The following is a 13,166-nucleotide window of genomic DNA, read 5'->3' on the forward strand; positions in this document are numbered from 1 at the left end:
GGGGAGGGGAGGGGAGGGGAGGGGAAGGGGGGGTGTTCGCCGCCCGGGGCGGCGAACAGACGTACCGGGGGGGGATCAGGCGGTGAAAACTGCCTCGGGCTGGTCGCGGCGCTCGTAGAGCTCCCAGTACAGGGGGGGCGATCTGCGCGGGGGTGGCCGCAGGGATGCCCTCTGGACCGCCGTCGCCGATCCAGGCGCTGATCGCCACATGCGCGGCGTACACGCCGCTGCCCGCGAGCTCGTTGTGCAGGTTGAGCACCCAGTTGCGCAGAGCCGCAGCCGCGGCGCTGACGTTGCCGAGCATCGGGTTGGGGTTGATGGAGCCCCCGCCGGTGGTGAACAGCAGCGTGCCGGCCCCAGCTTCGCGCATGGCGGACAGCACGGTGCGGGCGGCGGCGACGGCGCCGTAGAAGTTGTACTCGATCTGCGGCTGCAGGTTGTCCACCGTGACCTCGCTCGGCGCGGCCATCGTGATGCCGGGCACGGGCGAGTGCGGCGCGGGGAAGTAGTCCAGTACGTCGATGGCGCCGAAACGGGCCTTCACCGCGTTCAGCGCCTCGGTGAGGGAGGGCCGGTCCAGCACGTCGGCGGGGAACTCGGCGGCCGTGACGCCCTCCGATGGCGATCTTGCCGAGCGTGCCGGTGGCGAAGGCCCCCCTGGAGCAGCGCCGCAATGCGGCATACGAAGGCATGGTGCAGCTCATCAACCGCCCCAAGGGCACAGGCCGTCTGGATGAGGACTTCGATTCCTCGGACCTGGTACTGATCCGCATGGCGAACGCCGGTGTCGTCAACGCCGCTATCGACGCCTGGCGACGCGTCGTCGCCCCCAGCCGGAGCACGGGCCGCTGAACACCGTGCGGGAAAGAGGGTTCCGGGGCGCGGCGGTACGCCGGCCGGTGGGACGAGGGGGCCGGTAGACCCCACCGGCCAGCGTATGAGCGCCGCCTCAGTTGTGGCTGCGTGTCAGCAGATCACGCGGCGTCCGCGTCGCTCAGCATCGTCGACCACTCCTGGCGCGCGGCGATCGCGGAGCGCCAGGAGCGGAGCGCCTTCGGTGGCATGCCCACCGACAGGGCCCCCGTCAGGCGGTCGCCCTTGCGGTAGGCGGCGATGAAGCGACAGGCCCCGGGGTCGCCGTCCACGATCACGGCTTCGTCGTGGCCACGCAGAAAGCCGTATGCCTGGATCTTCATGTCGTACTGGTCCGACCAGAAGTACGGCACGGGGGCGAACGGCCGGGGATTGGTCGGGTTGAGCAGGTTGCGGGCGACCGCCAGCCCCTGCTCGGCTGCATTCGTGCGGTGCTCGATCCGCATGGTTGTCTCGAACAGTGGGTTGTACCAGCGGGCCACGTCGCCCACCCCGTACACACCGGGTGCCGCCTGGCAGAACTCGTCGCACACCAGGCCGTCGTCCAGCCGCAGCCCGCTGCCTTGAAGCCATTCGACGTTTGGGTGCGAGCCGATGCCCACCACCACGTCGTCCGCCGGGACGACGGTCCCGTCGGCCAGGCCGACGCCTGCGACGTGGCCGTCGTGCGAGAGGATCTCGCTGACCGTGGCCCCTGTGCGGAGGTCGACGTCGTGGTCGAGGTGGGGTCGGGTCAGGGCCCGGCCCACGGCTTTGCCGACAGCGTGCGCCAGCGGTACGGGTGCCGGTTCGATCATGGTCACGTCGACGCCGAGCCCGCGGGCGGTCGCGGCGGCCTCGGCGCCGATGAAACCGGCACCGACGACGACCAGGCGCCGCCCGGGAGCCAGCCGTGCCTTCAGTGCCGTCGCGTTCTCCAGGGTGCGTAGTACATGCACCCCGGATACGCCCGTGCTGCCCGGGAGGCGCCGCGGCCGGACTCCGGTGGCGACGACCAGGGCGTCGTAGGGCAGGGTGCGGCCGTCCGACAGCACCACGGTCCGCCCCTCGCGGTCCACGCCGATGGCCGCGCTGCCCAGCCGCAGGTCCATGTCCAGTGCGTCGATCTCCGCCGGTGGGCGCAGCCTGAGCCGCTCGGGCTGCCATTCCCCGCTGAGGAACTGCTTGGACAGCGGGGGACGGTCGTACGGCAGATGCGGCTCGTCGCCGATCAGGGTGACTGTCCCCCGGTAGCCCTGTCTGCGGAGTGCTTCGGCCGTGGCCAGGCCGCCGGCGGATGCGCCGACGATCACGACGCGGTCCGGGAGGCGGAGGGAACGTGGGGGGTTCCCGGGGTCCCGGGGGTTGGCGGTGGGGTTCACGACTCCACCAGCCGGATCGCGGCAGCCGGGCAGACTAGCGCCGACTCGCGGACGCCGTCGTGCAGTTCGGGTGCAGGGGTCTCGTCGAGCAGGACGACCATGCCGTCGTCGTCCCGTTGGTCGAAGACCTCCGGGGCGAGCAGCACGCACTGTCCGGAAGCGACGCACTTGGGGACGTCTACTTCCACCTTCATGTTCATGGGGGTTCTCCGCTTGGTTCGCCGATTGGTGACGGGTCCGGGTCGGGTGGCGGCGATCCGCTCACCAGGTCACGGGCAGTGCACGAACTCCGTAGACGCCCGTCGCCTGTTTGAAGGCGAGGTCCTCCAAGGGCGTGTCGAGACGCAGTCCGGGCAGCCGCCGGAAGAGTTCGGGCAGGACGACCTGGAGTTCGGCGCGGGCCAGCGGCTGGCCGAGGCACTGGTGGATGCCGTACCCGAACGCGACGTGCTGGCGTGCGTTGGCGCGGCCGAGGTCCAGACGGTCGGGGTCGGTGAAGAACTCCGGGTCGCGGTTGGCCAGATGGATGGGGACGATCACGCCGTCCCCGGCGGAGATGGTGACATTCCCGATGGTCACGTCCTCGATGGCGCGGCGGCGCAGTCCGAGGTGGACGATGGACAGGTACCGGAGCAGTTCCTCCACTGCCAGCGCGGTCTCGGCCGGCCCGGCGAGCAACCGGGGGATCTGGTCGGGGTTCTGCAGCAGGGTGACGGTGCCGAGCGCGATCATGTTCGCAGTGGTCTCGTGGCCGGCGAACAGCAGGAACACCGCGAGGTCGGTGGCGTCCCGCTCGGTGACGGTGCCCGCGTCGACCTGCTCGCCGAGACGGGACAGCACGTCGTCCCCGGGAGCTTTGCGTTTGGCGGTGAGCAGGTCGAGGAGGTAGGCATTGAGCTCCCCCCACGCCTTGGCGAACTGCTGCCCTGTGGCCGTGATGTCGACGAAGACCTTCGATCGGGACTGGAAGTACTCGTGGTCCTCGTAGGGCACGCCGAGCAGCTCGCAGATCACCAGTGAGGGCAGCGGCAGGGCGAAACTTTCCACGAGATCCACCGGCCCCTGCGAGCGGGTCATCTCGTCGAGCAGCTGTCCCGTGATGTCGGCGATCGCGGGACGCAGCGCATCGATCTTCTTGATCATGAACTCGCGGGTGAGCGTGCGCCGCATCGTGGTATGGAGGGGCGGGTCGACGTTGGCGAAGAACCCGGGCGGCATGGGCGGATGATCCGGCCGCAGGCTCGGGTAGCCGGCATGCGACGAGTCGCTGCTGAAGGCGGAGTGGCCGAGCACCGCACGGGCGTCTTCATAGCGGGTCACCAGCCAGGCGCTGCGGCGGCCGTCCCAGATGGTGACGCGGCTGACCGGTTCCTCCTCACGCAGACGGGAGTAGGCGAGTGGCGGGTCGAGGGGGGTGGCCTTCGGCCGGGCGAGAACGTACTCGGGCATGGGGTCAGAGCTCACGGGGATCCTCTCATCTGATACCTAACACCGTCAGTCTCACTAACGGTGTTAGGTGGTTGTCGAAGGTGAGCCTAACGCCGTTAGGCAGTTTTGGCGAGTACGGATTCTGGACACAGGCCCCACGCTGCGGATGGTCCATGATGAAAGCCCGGTCACGACCGCTGGCGGGTGTACGGAGGAGGAAGCGTGGACTTGGCACCCCAGGGGCGGCGTGTGCCCAATCGGCAGGGCGAAGGGAACCGTCTCCGTCAGGACATCCTGGACGCAGCGACCCGCATCCTGGAGGAATCCGGTCGCGAGGACGCCCTCTCCCTGCGCGGCATCGCCCGCGAACTGGGCATCGCCGCGCCCAGCATCTACCTGCACTTCAAGGACAAGACCGACCTGGTACGGACGGTGCTCGACGCCAGGTATGCCGCGCTGGCGTCGGTCATGCGCGAGGCCGGCAGCGTAGCCGCCGAGGCCGGTGCCGACGCATGGGGAACGCTGCGTGCCACGGTCGGCACCTACCGCAGCTTCGCCGTCGACAATCCCCGCCGCTATCGGCTCATGTTCAGTCTGGAGCAGCAGGCTTCGATGGAGCAGAGGCGCGTCACCGGGTATCCACTCGCCCGGGTGCTGAGTGCGTGGACCGATGCCATTGACCAGTACCTCGCCGCAGCCTGCCCCGAGCAGCGCGAGGATGCCCAGACGCTGGGGATCCTGCTGTGGACCGGCCTGCACGGCCAGTTCGTCCTCTGGCACACCCTGCCCTCGCCGTACACCGATGACGACACCATCCTGCGCGAGCTGGAGGAAGCTCTGATGAGGCGACTGCTGCCGTCCGGCTGACCGGCGGACGGCAGCAGCGTATGGGCATCCAGCACGTGCACGGGCATTCGGCAGTCGTACGGCATCTGCCGACGTCCACAGCGGCGGCCCGCCCCTTCGCCGGCCCCAGCAGCCTCGACTCCGCGACGGACAGCTGACTGGGACGCGCGGGTGTTCGTGTCGTTGGTGGGCATCATGTCCGGGTCACCTTCCCTGCTGTCGTGGGGGGAGCCAGCGTGCACGGCACGTGCCCGTCGGAGCGGACGGCTCGACGGCACAGGGTGCGTGACGTCGAGGCGCAGTGCGAGCGCGTCGGCATGACCGTCGACTATGTAATCGGCCTGGGCCGCGTTGTGGGAAGGCAACCACCGCGCCTGGTGCCCGGTGGCAAGGGCCCGCTGTGCCAGGGCACGGCCGAAGTGGTCGAGCAGCCGGGGACGAACCAGACCTTCTGTTTGCAAGTCACGCAGTGGTTCTCTCTCACACACAGCCACGTCACATTCCGGATTGGGCACGGTAGGCAACCGTCCTGGGATGTGACGACGCCGGATGAAGCGACTCTCGCTCCGCTCGAAGAAACGGATGACGCGGGCAGGCGGCGAACTGTCAACGTCACCGCGGTGGTCGCCCGTCCATTCACACACCCGACAAGCCCCAGGCCAAGCCCGCAGCGGGGGTCGCTCCTGCCTGAGAAAGACCTGCCCCCCTTCGCCGGGGATGCCCGCCTGGGAGCGGGGAACTCGGGAGCACATGGCGCACAATGCCGAGGAGATCAAAGAGCTTCTGCGGACACGCCGCGATTCGCTCCGCCCCTCCCAAGCCGGGCTGACGAACTACCCGGGCCGACGTGTGCCGGGTCTACGCCGCGAGGAGGTCGGCATGCGGGCCAGCGTCAGCACGGACTACTACACGCGGCTGGGGCAAGGGCGGGACATCACGCCGTCGGACAGCGTGCTGGACGCGATCGGCGAGGCTCTGCGCCTGGACGACGCCGAGCGCGCCCACCTCTTCGACCGGGTCAGACCCAGACCCACCAAGACCCGCCGCGCCCTCGCCGTGCAAAGGGCCCGGGCCGGCTTGTTGCGGTTCCTGGACTCTTTCGACAACCACGCCGGATTCGTCCTCGGCCGTCGCGGCGACTTGCTCGCGACCAACCATCTGTGCCGGGCACTGATGGCCGACTTCGATGCCATGCCCTACCGGGAACGCAACCTGACCCGCTGGATCGTCCTGACACCCGAGGCACAGGACCTGTACGCGGAGTGGGAAAAGATCGCAGCGGAGATGACAGCGATCCTGCCGCTGGACGCCGCGCGGCACCCCGACGACACCCGAACCGCCGAGCTGGTCGGCGAACTCACCATGAAAAGCGAGCACTTCCGCCACTGGTGGGACGACCACAAGGTCCTCAACCGCACCTTCGGCCAGAAACGCTTCCGCCATTACCTGGTCAGGCAGCTGACCATCGACTACCAGGCGTTCGCCATGCCAGGCGAGGACAACCAGACTCTGTTCCTCTACATGCCCGCCCCAGACCAGACCTCGCAGGAAGCATGGCGGCTGATGGCGAGCTGGAACGCCGACCAGGCCACCGCCCGGCCACAACCTGCCCACCCCGACCCCTCCCCCACGCCAAGGAGCACCCCATGAACAGGACCCCCACTGAGCGTCCGCTGGCGTTGGTGACCGGAGCCTCCTCCGGCATCGGCTACGAACTCGCCCTGCTGTTCGCCATCAACGGCTTCGACCTGGTGACCACCGGCCGCAGCGAGAAGACCGAGCAGGCAGCCGCCGACCTCGCCCGGCACGGCGTCGAGGTCACCCCCGTACGCGCCGACCTCGCCCAGGCCGACGGCGTGGAAACCGTATGGCAAGCGGTGGAAAAGACCGGCCGCCCCCTCGACGCGGCAGTCCTGAACGCCGGACGCAGCATCGGCGGCGCCTTCCTCGACACCGACCTCGACGACGAACTCGGCCTGATCGACCTCAACGTCACCTCCGTGGTCCACCTCGCCAAGCACGCCGCCCGTCACATGGCCGCCAACCGGCGCGGCCGCATCCTCATCACCTCGTCCCTCTCCGCCACCCTGCCCACCCCCTACGAGACCGTCTACGGACCCTCACGCGCCTTCACCCGCATGTTCGCCCTCGGCCTGCGCGAAGAACTCAAGGAACACGGCGTCAGCGTCACCACCCTCATGCCCGGCGCCACCGACAGCGACTTCCATGCCCGCGCCGGCATGAACAACACCGCCTTCGGCACCGGCATGAAGAAGAACAGCCGCAAGGACGTCGCACGTCAGGGCTTCCTGGCCATGATGGACGGACGGGCCGAAGTCGTCGGAGGCGACGCCGCCACCCGGCGCACCGCCCTCAAGCACCGCTTCATGCCAGAAACACTCAAGGCATCCCGCCACGCCCGCATGGCCAAGCCCCGAGCCTGACCCGCCTCGCGCCGACGCCACAACCGTGGCAGCCAGGAGGCTGCTCGGCGGCATCATCAGCTTGAGCGCCCGCGCTCTACCTCCCTGCACGAGTGGCCATCGCCTTCTCACCACGCCGACGAAGCCAAGGTCCGGCCCCCAGACCTGATTGGCTAAATCAATAGGTTGGCGCCCCCGGTGCATGCCGGTTGCGATAGATTGGTCCAACGAATATTGCTGCCGTGAAGGCGGCATCTCTGAGGAGAGGCTGGGCGTGGACCCGGAGACCGAACTTCTCGTTGACCTGTTGACTCAGGCCACTATCGACGGCTCCGCCGGCAGGCTACCGACGGAACGCGAACTGGGTGCCCGTCTGGGGGTCAGCCGTGGAGCCCTCAGGGAGCGGCTCGCGACGCTTCAGGCGATGGGCATGGTGCGGCGCAGACAGGGCAGCGGTACGTACATCGAGGCGCCGGATCCGGCTTTCGCCATGCTGTACTTCGACCTGGCGGTGCGGTTCGGCCAGATCTCCACGGACGAGTTGGAGCGCGCCAGGGAGATGCTGGAGATGGCGGTGGTCCGCAGCGCCGCGGAGCGCGCCACCGACCAGGACGTGCGAGGGCTTCGTGCCCAGATCGACGAGATGTACGCGGCGTCCTCCGCCGATGACGTGGAGCGCGGCGACAACGCCGACTACGAATTCCACCGCCAGATCTACCGAATCGCGGACAACCCGGTCCTTGATCTGCTCACCGACGGCCTGTCGTCAGCGCTCCGCGGACTGCTCCACGACCGTCGGCGATCCGCCTGGCAGGCGGAGGACCTGGAGGCGGGCAAGACCCCGAGGCGACGGGAGACGGACGCGGTCCATGAGGGGATCGCGGATGCCGTCGCGGCGCACGACCCCGACGCGGCCGTGCTCGCCGTGAGACGTCACTACGAGGTGTGGCGAGGCATCACGGGGGCGACCTCCGACTGAGCCCCGCGGCGATCCGGGGCGACAGGACTGAACGACACGGCGCATGGCCGACCCACGTTTCGGGTCGGCCATGCGCCGTTTCCGAACCCTCGGCGAGCCCGCCCGCAACGGTGCACACGGCGAGGGCGGACCGCATCCAAAAATTTGTTGGACCAATTCATTGACATGGCTCACCGGCCTGCCTAGCTTCATATGCATCGCTTACCGGCACGTCATACGCCAGAGACATGGATGTCACAGATGTCCGGAGTCGATCTTCCGGCTGAGGGTCGGTGCGCCACGGATGGCGCCCAGCCGCTGAGCCTCCCCTCGTGTCCGCTCGCGAAAGGCAAGTCGAGGTCATGACGCGAAGCAGAAGCGCCCTGAGATACATACGGCCGAGGGCTACGGCCTTCGGTGTCGTCGCCGTTCTCACCGTCGGCGGGTGTGCCACCTCGAACGAGACGGCGACGTCCTCCGCCAAGGCGGGGGCGGCCGACGCAGGCAAGTGCGATGTCACCAAGGAAGGTGATGTGAAGTCCTCGGGGCTGGAGGCTCCGCCCACCAAGAAGACGGGCACTCTGAAGATCGGCTTCAGCCCGACGGCGATGGACACGTACTACAAGCGCGTGCTGGCCGGGGTACAGGAGGGTATCGACTCGGCCGGCGGCAAGTCGAAGATCAAGCTGGATGTCCAGGCTCCGTCAAGCCAGTCGGCCACCGACGACCAGGTGCGCAGCGTAGAGGCGTGGATTTCGCAGGGCTACGACGCCATCGCCGTCGCCCTCTACAACGAAAACGCCCTGGAGCCGCTGTTCAAGAAGGCGTCGGCGAAGGGGATTCCCATCTTCACCTTCAACTCGCCCGTGGTGTGCAGCCCGTACTACGTCAGCAACATCGGGTACGACCAGAGCGAGGGAGGCCGGGCCCAGGCACAGTGGATCGTCGACCACTACAAGAACAAGGGCACGGTGAAGATCGCCATGCTCGAGGGGCTGCCCGGCCCCCACACCTCCGAGCGTCTGCGCGGCTTCAACGCGGTCCTCTCCAAGTACCCCGACCTCAAGGTGGTCACCTCCCAGCCGGCCGGATGGACCAGGGCCCAGGGGCTGAGCGTCACCGAGAACATCCTCACCGCCCACCCCGACATCGACATCCTGGTCGCGCTCTACGACGAGATGGCCCTCGGTGGCCTGGAAGCGATCAAGGCGCGGGGCCTGACAGGCGACATCGCGGTTGTCGGCTACGAGAACATGAGCGAGGCGAACGCGGCCATCAAGAAGGGCGACTTCGCTGCAACCGTCGACACCGGCGCGAAGCAGGAAGGCCGCAACATCATCAGCACCATCGAGAAGTACGTCGCTCAGGGCGAGCGCGTACCTCGCACGGTGTTCGACAAGGTCACCGTCTACGACAAGACCAACATCGACAGCTTCGACCCGGACGACTACGGCTACGTCCCCCCGGCGAAGAAGAAGTGATGCCTGATGACAGCCTCGGCGCCCGGTCGTGCGGGAACACACGCCCTCCCGGCCAAGAAGCCCGTCCTGGACATGCGTGGCATCACCAAGCGGTTCTCCGGCACCTTCGCGCTGCGCGGCGTTGACCTGACCCTCCACCCGGGCGAGGTCCTGGGCCTGGTCGGGGAGAACGGCGCCGGCAAGTCGACCATCATGAAGATCCTCTCCGGTGCCCACGGCAAGGACGGCGGCGAGGTCCGGATCCACGGCAAGGCCGTGAACCTCCGCGGTCCCGCACACGCCCAGGAACTGGGCATCGGAATCATCTATCAGGAACTCTCGCTCTTCCCGGATCTGACAGCCGTGGAGAACGTCTTCATCCGGCGCGAGGAGTGCCGGGGCGGACGCCGGGGGCTCCTCGGCCCTCTCGACCGCAGGGCCATGCGCGCCCGCGTGATCGACATCCTCCAGCACGACCTCGGTGTCACGATCGACGTCGACGTACCCGTCGGCGAGCTGACCCTCGCGGAAAAACAGCTCATCGAGATCGCGCGGGCACTGCACTCCAACGCCGACGTCATCATCATGGACGAGCCGACCGAAGCCCTGGAGTCAGGGGAGCGCGAACAGCTGTTCACGATCGTGCGCAGACTTCGCGACGACGGCAGGTCGGTCATCTACGTGTCGCACCAGCTCGACCAGGTCCTCGGTATCTGCGACCGGGTCATGGTGCTGCGCGACGGACGCAACGTGGAGACCGTGCCCGTGGACCAGGTCGACGTAGCCAAGATCATCTCTTTGATGATCGGCGGTTCCCTCGATCACCAGTACCCGCAACTGCCACCCCCGGAAGAGGAAACGGTCCTGCAAGTGAAGCGGTTCACCCTCGCGAGAAGGTTCGAGGAGGTGAACTTCTCCGTCCGCCGCGGCGAGATCCTCGGCATCGCCGGCCTCAACGGCTCGGGCAAGAGCGATCTCGTCAGGGCCGTCTACGGCATCAGGCCGCCGGACCGAGGAAGCCTGACGGTCGCCGGACAGCAGATCACCATCCGCTCGCCCAAGGACGCGACAGCTCATGGGCTCGCCTTCCTGCCGTCCGAACGCAAGACCGAGGGCGTGTTCGCCGGACACTCCGTCGGCTGGAACCTGACCATCGCGGGTCTGCGGCATTCCTCACGGCTACGCCTGAAACGCGACGCGGAGCGACGGGACATCGCCCGCTACATCGGTGAACTGGGCGTCACCGCGGCCTCCGGAGAGCAGGAGATCACCAAGCTCAGCGGTGGCAACCAGCAGAAAGTACTGCTCGCCCGATGGCTCGCGGTCGACCCGCAGGTCCTCATCCTGGAGGAACCGACCCGCGGCATCGACGTCTCGGCCAAGGCTGACGTCTACCGGCACATCGCCGACTGTGCCCGCCGGGGCAAGTCCTTCGTCGTGGTCTCCTCCGAGAGCCCCGAACTCCTCGGAATCTGCCATCGCATCCTCGTCATGTACGAGGGCCGCGTCGTGGCGGAACTCGACGCCGCGCAGGCCACCGAGGAACTCATCGCCCACTATGCCGTCCAACACGTCGAAGAGGCCGCTGATGAGTGACAGCAAGACGTACGAGATATCGGAGCACACGCACCCGGACCCCGTCCCCGCGCCCGAGGAAGGCCGCCTGCGGCGGCTCGGCGTGGCGGGTCTCACCAGGAGCGGTTTCTTCGCGAGCAGCGCCGGGCGAATCCTCCCCGTCTTTCTCCTGGTCGTCGCCGCTCTCAGCCTCACCGCGAACGACTTCCTCACCGTGGACAACATCACCAACGTCCTGCGTCAGATGGTCTTCGTGTCCATCATCGCGTTCGCCGCGACGTTCGTGATCGGGATGGGCGGCATCGACCTCTCCGTGGGCGCCACCACCGCGCTGACCGGTCTGTTCATGGCGGACCTGATCCTGAACGGTGTCAACATCTACCTCGCCATCGTGGCCGGCCTGCTGCTGGGCTGTCTGATCGGGCTCGTCAACGGCCTGCTCATCGACCGGCTGGGCATCTCACCGTTCATCTGCACACTGGCGGCAATGATCATCCTGAGGGGAGTGATCATGGTGTACAGCCAGGGCGTACCGCTGACGGGACTGGGCTTCTCCGAGTTCCAGTGGTTCGGGCAGGGCGCCGTGCTCGGAGTCCCCGTTCCCGTGGTCGTGATGGCCCTCGTCTTCGCCGCCTGCTGGTACCTGCTCTACCGCACCAAGTACGGCAGATACGTGCTGTCCATCGGCAGCAACCGTGAAGCCGCGCGTCTGGTGGGCATCAGTATCTCCCGCATCGAGGTGTCGGTGTACGTGATGACCGGCTTCGCCGCGGCGCTGGCGGGACTCCTGCTGACCTCCCGGCTCGAAGCCGCGATGCCGGAGGCGGCCACCAACTACGAACTGGATGTCATCGCGGCGGTGGTCATCGGTGGCACAGGTCTCAGTGGCGGCAAGGCGTCACTGGCCGGTACCGCGATCGGTGCGGCCCTGATGGCCGTGGTGCGCAACGGGCTGAATCTGCTGAACGTCAACACGTTCTGGCATCAGGTCGTCATCGGTTCCATCATTCTCGTCGCGGTCTCCTTCGATGCCGTCAGCGCCCGCCGGCGCGCGCGAGCCGCATGATGAACCGGATGGACAAAGGACAAGAGGATGGAGGGTAGGGAATGAGCGGAAAAAGCATTCGGATCGTTGCCGAGGTAACGGCGAAGACGGGAGCCGCAGAGGAACTCTGGCAGCACCTTGTCACCCTGGTGGAGCCGACCCGAAAAGAGTCCGGGAACATCAGCTACGAAATCCTTCAGGATATCGACAACGCAGAACATTTCCTGTTCCATGAATCATGGGAATCTCGGGATTATTTCGCGGACCATCTCGCCTCGCCGCATGTCGTCGAATATGGCCGGGTGAGCGGACATCTCATCGCGGTGCCGGTGCGGATCACGGTGTGTGAAGCGCGTGCAGGCGCATGACCGCAAAAGCCGGAGAAGAGAAGCGGAGCAGTCGATGAAGAGGTTGCAGGGCAAGGTAGCTGTGGTCACGGGGTCCAGCTCGGGCATCGGACGCGCCATCGCGACGCGGTTCGCCCAGGAGGGCGCCAAGATCGTGGTGAGCGACGTGCGCGCCACTCCCAGGGAGGGAGGTTTCGAGGAGGAGGCGAGCCTGGCGACGGCGGACCTGATCGTCAAGCGGGGCGGCGAAGCGGTATTCGTCCCCTGTGACGTGTCCTCGCACGACGAGGTACGCGCGCTGGCCGAGGCTGCTGTGGCGTCGTACGGGCGGCTCGACCTGTGGGTCAACAACGCGGCGATCCGCCGTTTCGGGAAAGTCGCTCACGAATACAGCGACGACGACCTGGACCAGACTCTCAACGTCAATGTGAAGGGAACGTATTTCGGCTCCGTAGAAGCGATCAAGATATTCCTGTCACAGGGTGACGGAGGTAACCTGATCAATATCGTCTCGACGTCGGGACTGCGCGGTCACCCCCGTCAGGCCCTGTACAACACGAGCAAGGGTGCCACCCGGCTGCTCACCATGTCGCTGGCGACCGACTACGGTCCGCAGGGAATCCGCGTCAATGGAATCTGTCCCACGTTCGTGAAGACTTCCTTCACGCGGAGCGAGTTCGATGACACCGATTTCCAGCAGTCCCTGGCCCAGGGGCTTCCGCTCGGCCGGTGGGGCGAAGCGGACGATGTCGCGAAGGCAGCGGTCTATCTCGCCTCCGACGAATCCAGCCTGGTCCACGGACACCTGCTGAACGTCGACGCCGGAGAAACCCTGAGCCGGTACATCTGA

General features: G+C 67.2%; 14 protein-coding genes. 10 read left to right on the forward strand and 4 right to left on the reverse strand.

Features of this window, described 5'->3' with window-relative positions; translation table 11 throughout:
- A partial coding sequence (locus tag ACFPIH_RS54335) for an SDR family NAD(P)-dependent oxidoreductase (protein WP_385879325.1) occupies positions 1-583 on the reverse strand: 583 nt, incomplete at its 3' end.
- 35 nt (positions 584-618) lie between these two features.
- On the opposite strand from ACFPIH_RS54335, the gene ACFPIH_RS54340 reads away from it, so the two are divergent.
- Positions 619-852, forward strand: coding sequence for a hypothetical protein (locus tag ACFPIH_RS54340; RefSeq protein WP_381187322.1), 234 nt, complete (start codon positions 619-621; stop codon positions 850-852).
- A 122-nt stretch (positions 853-974) separates the two neighbouring features.
- Here ACFPIH_RS54340 and ACFPIH_RS54345 read toward each other — a convergent pair whose 3' ends face one another.
- The 3 genes from ACFPIH_RS54345 to ACFPIH_RS54355 all read right to left on the reverse strand — a co-directional run bounded on the left by ACFPIH_RS54345 (position 975) and on the right by ACFPIH_RS54355 (position 3,683).
- Positions 975-2,165 carry an NAD(P)/FAD-dependent oxidoreductase gene (locus ACFPIH_RS54345; protein WP_381187311.1) on the reverse strand — a complete coding sequence of 397 codons (1,191 nt, stop codon included), beginning with the start codon at positions 2,163-2,165 and terminating at the stop codon, positions 975-977.
- Positions 2,166-2,230: 65 nt separating this feature from the next.
- Positions 2,231-2,428 (reverse strand): ferredoxin, encoded by a 198-nt coding sequence (locus ACFPIH_RS54350; protein WP_381187319.1) that lies wholly within the window; start codon positions 2,426-2,428, stop codon positions 2,231-2,233.
- 67 nt (positions 2,429-2,495) lie between these two features.
- Positions 2,496-3,683 carry a cytochrome P450 gene (locus ACFPIH_RS54355; RefSeq protein WP_381187317.1) on the reverse strand — a complete coding sequence of 396 codons (1,188 nt, stop codon included), beginning with the start codon at positions 3,681-3,683 and terminating at the stop codon, positions 2,496-2,498.
- 201 nt (positions 3,684-3,884) lie between these two features.
- Here ACFPIH_RS54355 and ACFPIH_RS54360 point away from each other — a divergent pair, with 201 nt between their 5' ends.
- The 9 genes from ACFPIH_RS54360 to ACFPIH_RS54400 all read left to right on the forward strand — a co-directional run bounded on the left by ACFPIH_RS54360 (position 3,885) and on the right by ACFPIH_RS54400 (position 13,166).
- Positions 3,885-4,529 (forward strand): TetR/AcrR family transcriptional regulator, encoded by a 645-nt coding sequence (locus ACFPIH_RS54360; protein WP_381187308.1) that lies wholly within the window; start codon positions 3,885-3,887, stop codon positions 4,527-4,529.
- Positions 4,530-5,258: 729 nt separating this feature from the next.
- Positions 5,259-6,158: a helix-turn-helix transcriptional regulator gene (locus ACFPIH_RS54365; protein WP_385879327.1), complete on the forward strand. Its 900-nt coding sequence runs from the start codon at positions 5,259-5,261 to the stop codon at positions 6,156-6,158.
- Positions 6,155-6,952 carry an SDR family NAD(P)-dependent oxidoreductase gene (locus ACFPIH_RS54370; RefSeq protein ID WP_381187302.1) on the forward strand — a complete coding sequence of 266 codons (798 nt, stop codon included), beginning with the start codon at positions 6,155-6,157 and terminating at the stop codon, positions 6,950-6,952. Before ACFPIH_RS54365 ends, ACFPIH_RS54370 begins: the two co-directional genes overlap by 4 nt.
- A gap of 286 nt (positions 6,953-7,238) precedes the next feature.
- Entirely contained in the window at positions 7,239-7,910 is a 672-nt protein-coding gene (locus tag ACFPIH_RS54375; protein ID WP_381187299.1) for a FadR/GntR family transcriptional regulator, read from the forward strand.
- Positions 7,911-8,251: 341 nt separating this feature from the next.
- Positions 8,252-9,370, forward strand: coding sequence for a sugar ABC transporter substrate-binding protein (locus tag ACFPIH_RS54380; protein WP_381187297.1), 1,119 nt, complete (start codon positions 8,252-8,254; stop codon positions 9,368-9,370).
- A 6-nt stretch (positions 9,371-9,376) separates the two neighbouring features.
- Positions 9,377-10,945 carry a sugar ABC transporter ATP-binding protein gene (locus ACFPIH_RS54385; RefSeq protein ID WP_381187294.1) on the forward strand — a complete coding sequence of 523 codons (1,569 nt, stop codon included), beginning with the start codon at positions 9,377-9,379 and terminating at the stop codon, positions 10,943-10,945.
- Positions 10,938-11,990 carry an ABC transporter permease gene (locus tag ACFPIH_RS54390; RefSeq protein ID WP_381187291.1) on the forward strand — a complete coding sequence of 351 codons (1,053 nt, stop codon included), beginning with the start codon at positions 10,938-10,940 and terminating at the stop codon, positions 11,988-11,990. Before ACFPIH_RS54385 ends, ACFPIH_RS54390 begins: the two co-directional genes overlap by 8 nt.
- A 41-nt stretch (positions 11,991-12,031) precedes the next feature.
- Complete coding sequence (locus tag ACFPIH_RS54395; protein WP_381187288.1) at positions 12,032-12,337, forward strand: putative quinol monooxygenase; 306 nt, start codon at positions 12,032-12,034, stop codon at positions 12,335-12,337.
- Positions 12,315-13,166: an SDR family NAD(P)-dependent oxidoreductase gene (locus ACFPIH_RS54400; RefSeq protein WP_381187286.1), complete on the forward strand. Its 852-nt coding sequence runs from the start codon at positions 12,315-12,317 to the stop codon at positions 13,164-13,166. Before ACFPIH_RS54395 ends, ACFPIH_RS54400 begins: the two co-directional genes overlap by 23 nt.

This window comes from Streptomyces vulcanius (assembly GCF_042653945.1).
Taxonomy (GTDB): Bacteria; Actinomycetota; Actinomycetes; order Streptomycetales; family Streptomycetaceae; genus Streptomyces; species Streptomyces mangrovi.

Excerpts from the sequence above, each read along its gene's own strand:
- ACFPIH_RS54385 (WP_381187294.1), top strand. The coding sequence starts at position 9,377 with ATGACAGCCTCGGCGCCCGGTCGTGCGGGAACACACGCCCTCCCGGCC.
- ACFPIH_RS54350 (WP_381187319.1), bottom strand. The coding sequence starts at position 2,428 with ATGAAGGTGGAAGTAGACGTCCCCAAGTGCGTCGCTTCCGGACAGTGC.
- ACFPIH_RS54365 (WP_385879327.1), top strand. The coding sequence starts at position 5,259 with ATGGCGCACAATGCCGAGGAGATCAAAGAGCTTCTGCGGACACGCCGC.
- ACFPIH_RS54370 (WP_381187302.1), top strand. The coding sequence starts at position 6,155 with ATGAACAGGACCCCCACTGAGCGTCCGCTGGCGTTGGTGACCGGAGCC.
- ACFPIH_RS54355 (WP_381187317.1), bottom strand. The coding sequence starts at position 3,683 with ATGCCCGAGTACGTTCTCGCCCGGCCGAAGGCCACCCCCCTCGACCCG.
- ACFPIH_RS54395 (WP_381187288.1), top strand. The coding sequence starts at position 12,032 with ATGAGCGGAAAAAGCATTCGGATCGTTGCCGAGGTAACGGCGAAGACG.
- ACFPIH_RS54380 (WP_381187297.1), top strand. The coding sequence starts at position 8,252 with ATGACGCGAAGCAGAAGCGCCCTGAGATACATACGGCCGAGGGCTACG.
- ACFPIH_RS54390 (WP_381187291.1), top strand. The coding sequence starts at position 10,938 with ATGAGTGACAGCAAGACGTACGAGATATCGGAGCACACGCACCCGGAC.
- ACFPIH_RS54340 (WP_381187322.1), top strand. The coding sequence starts at position 619 with ATGGCGATCTTGCCGAGCGTGCCGGTGGCGAAGGCCCCCCTGGAGCAG.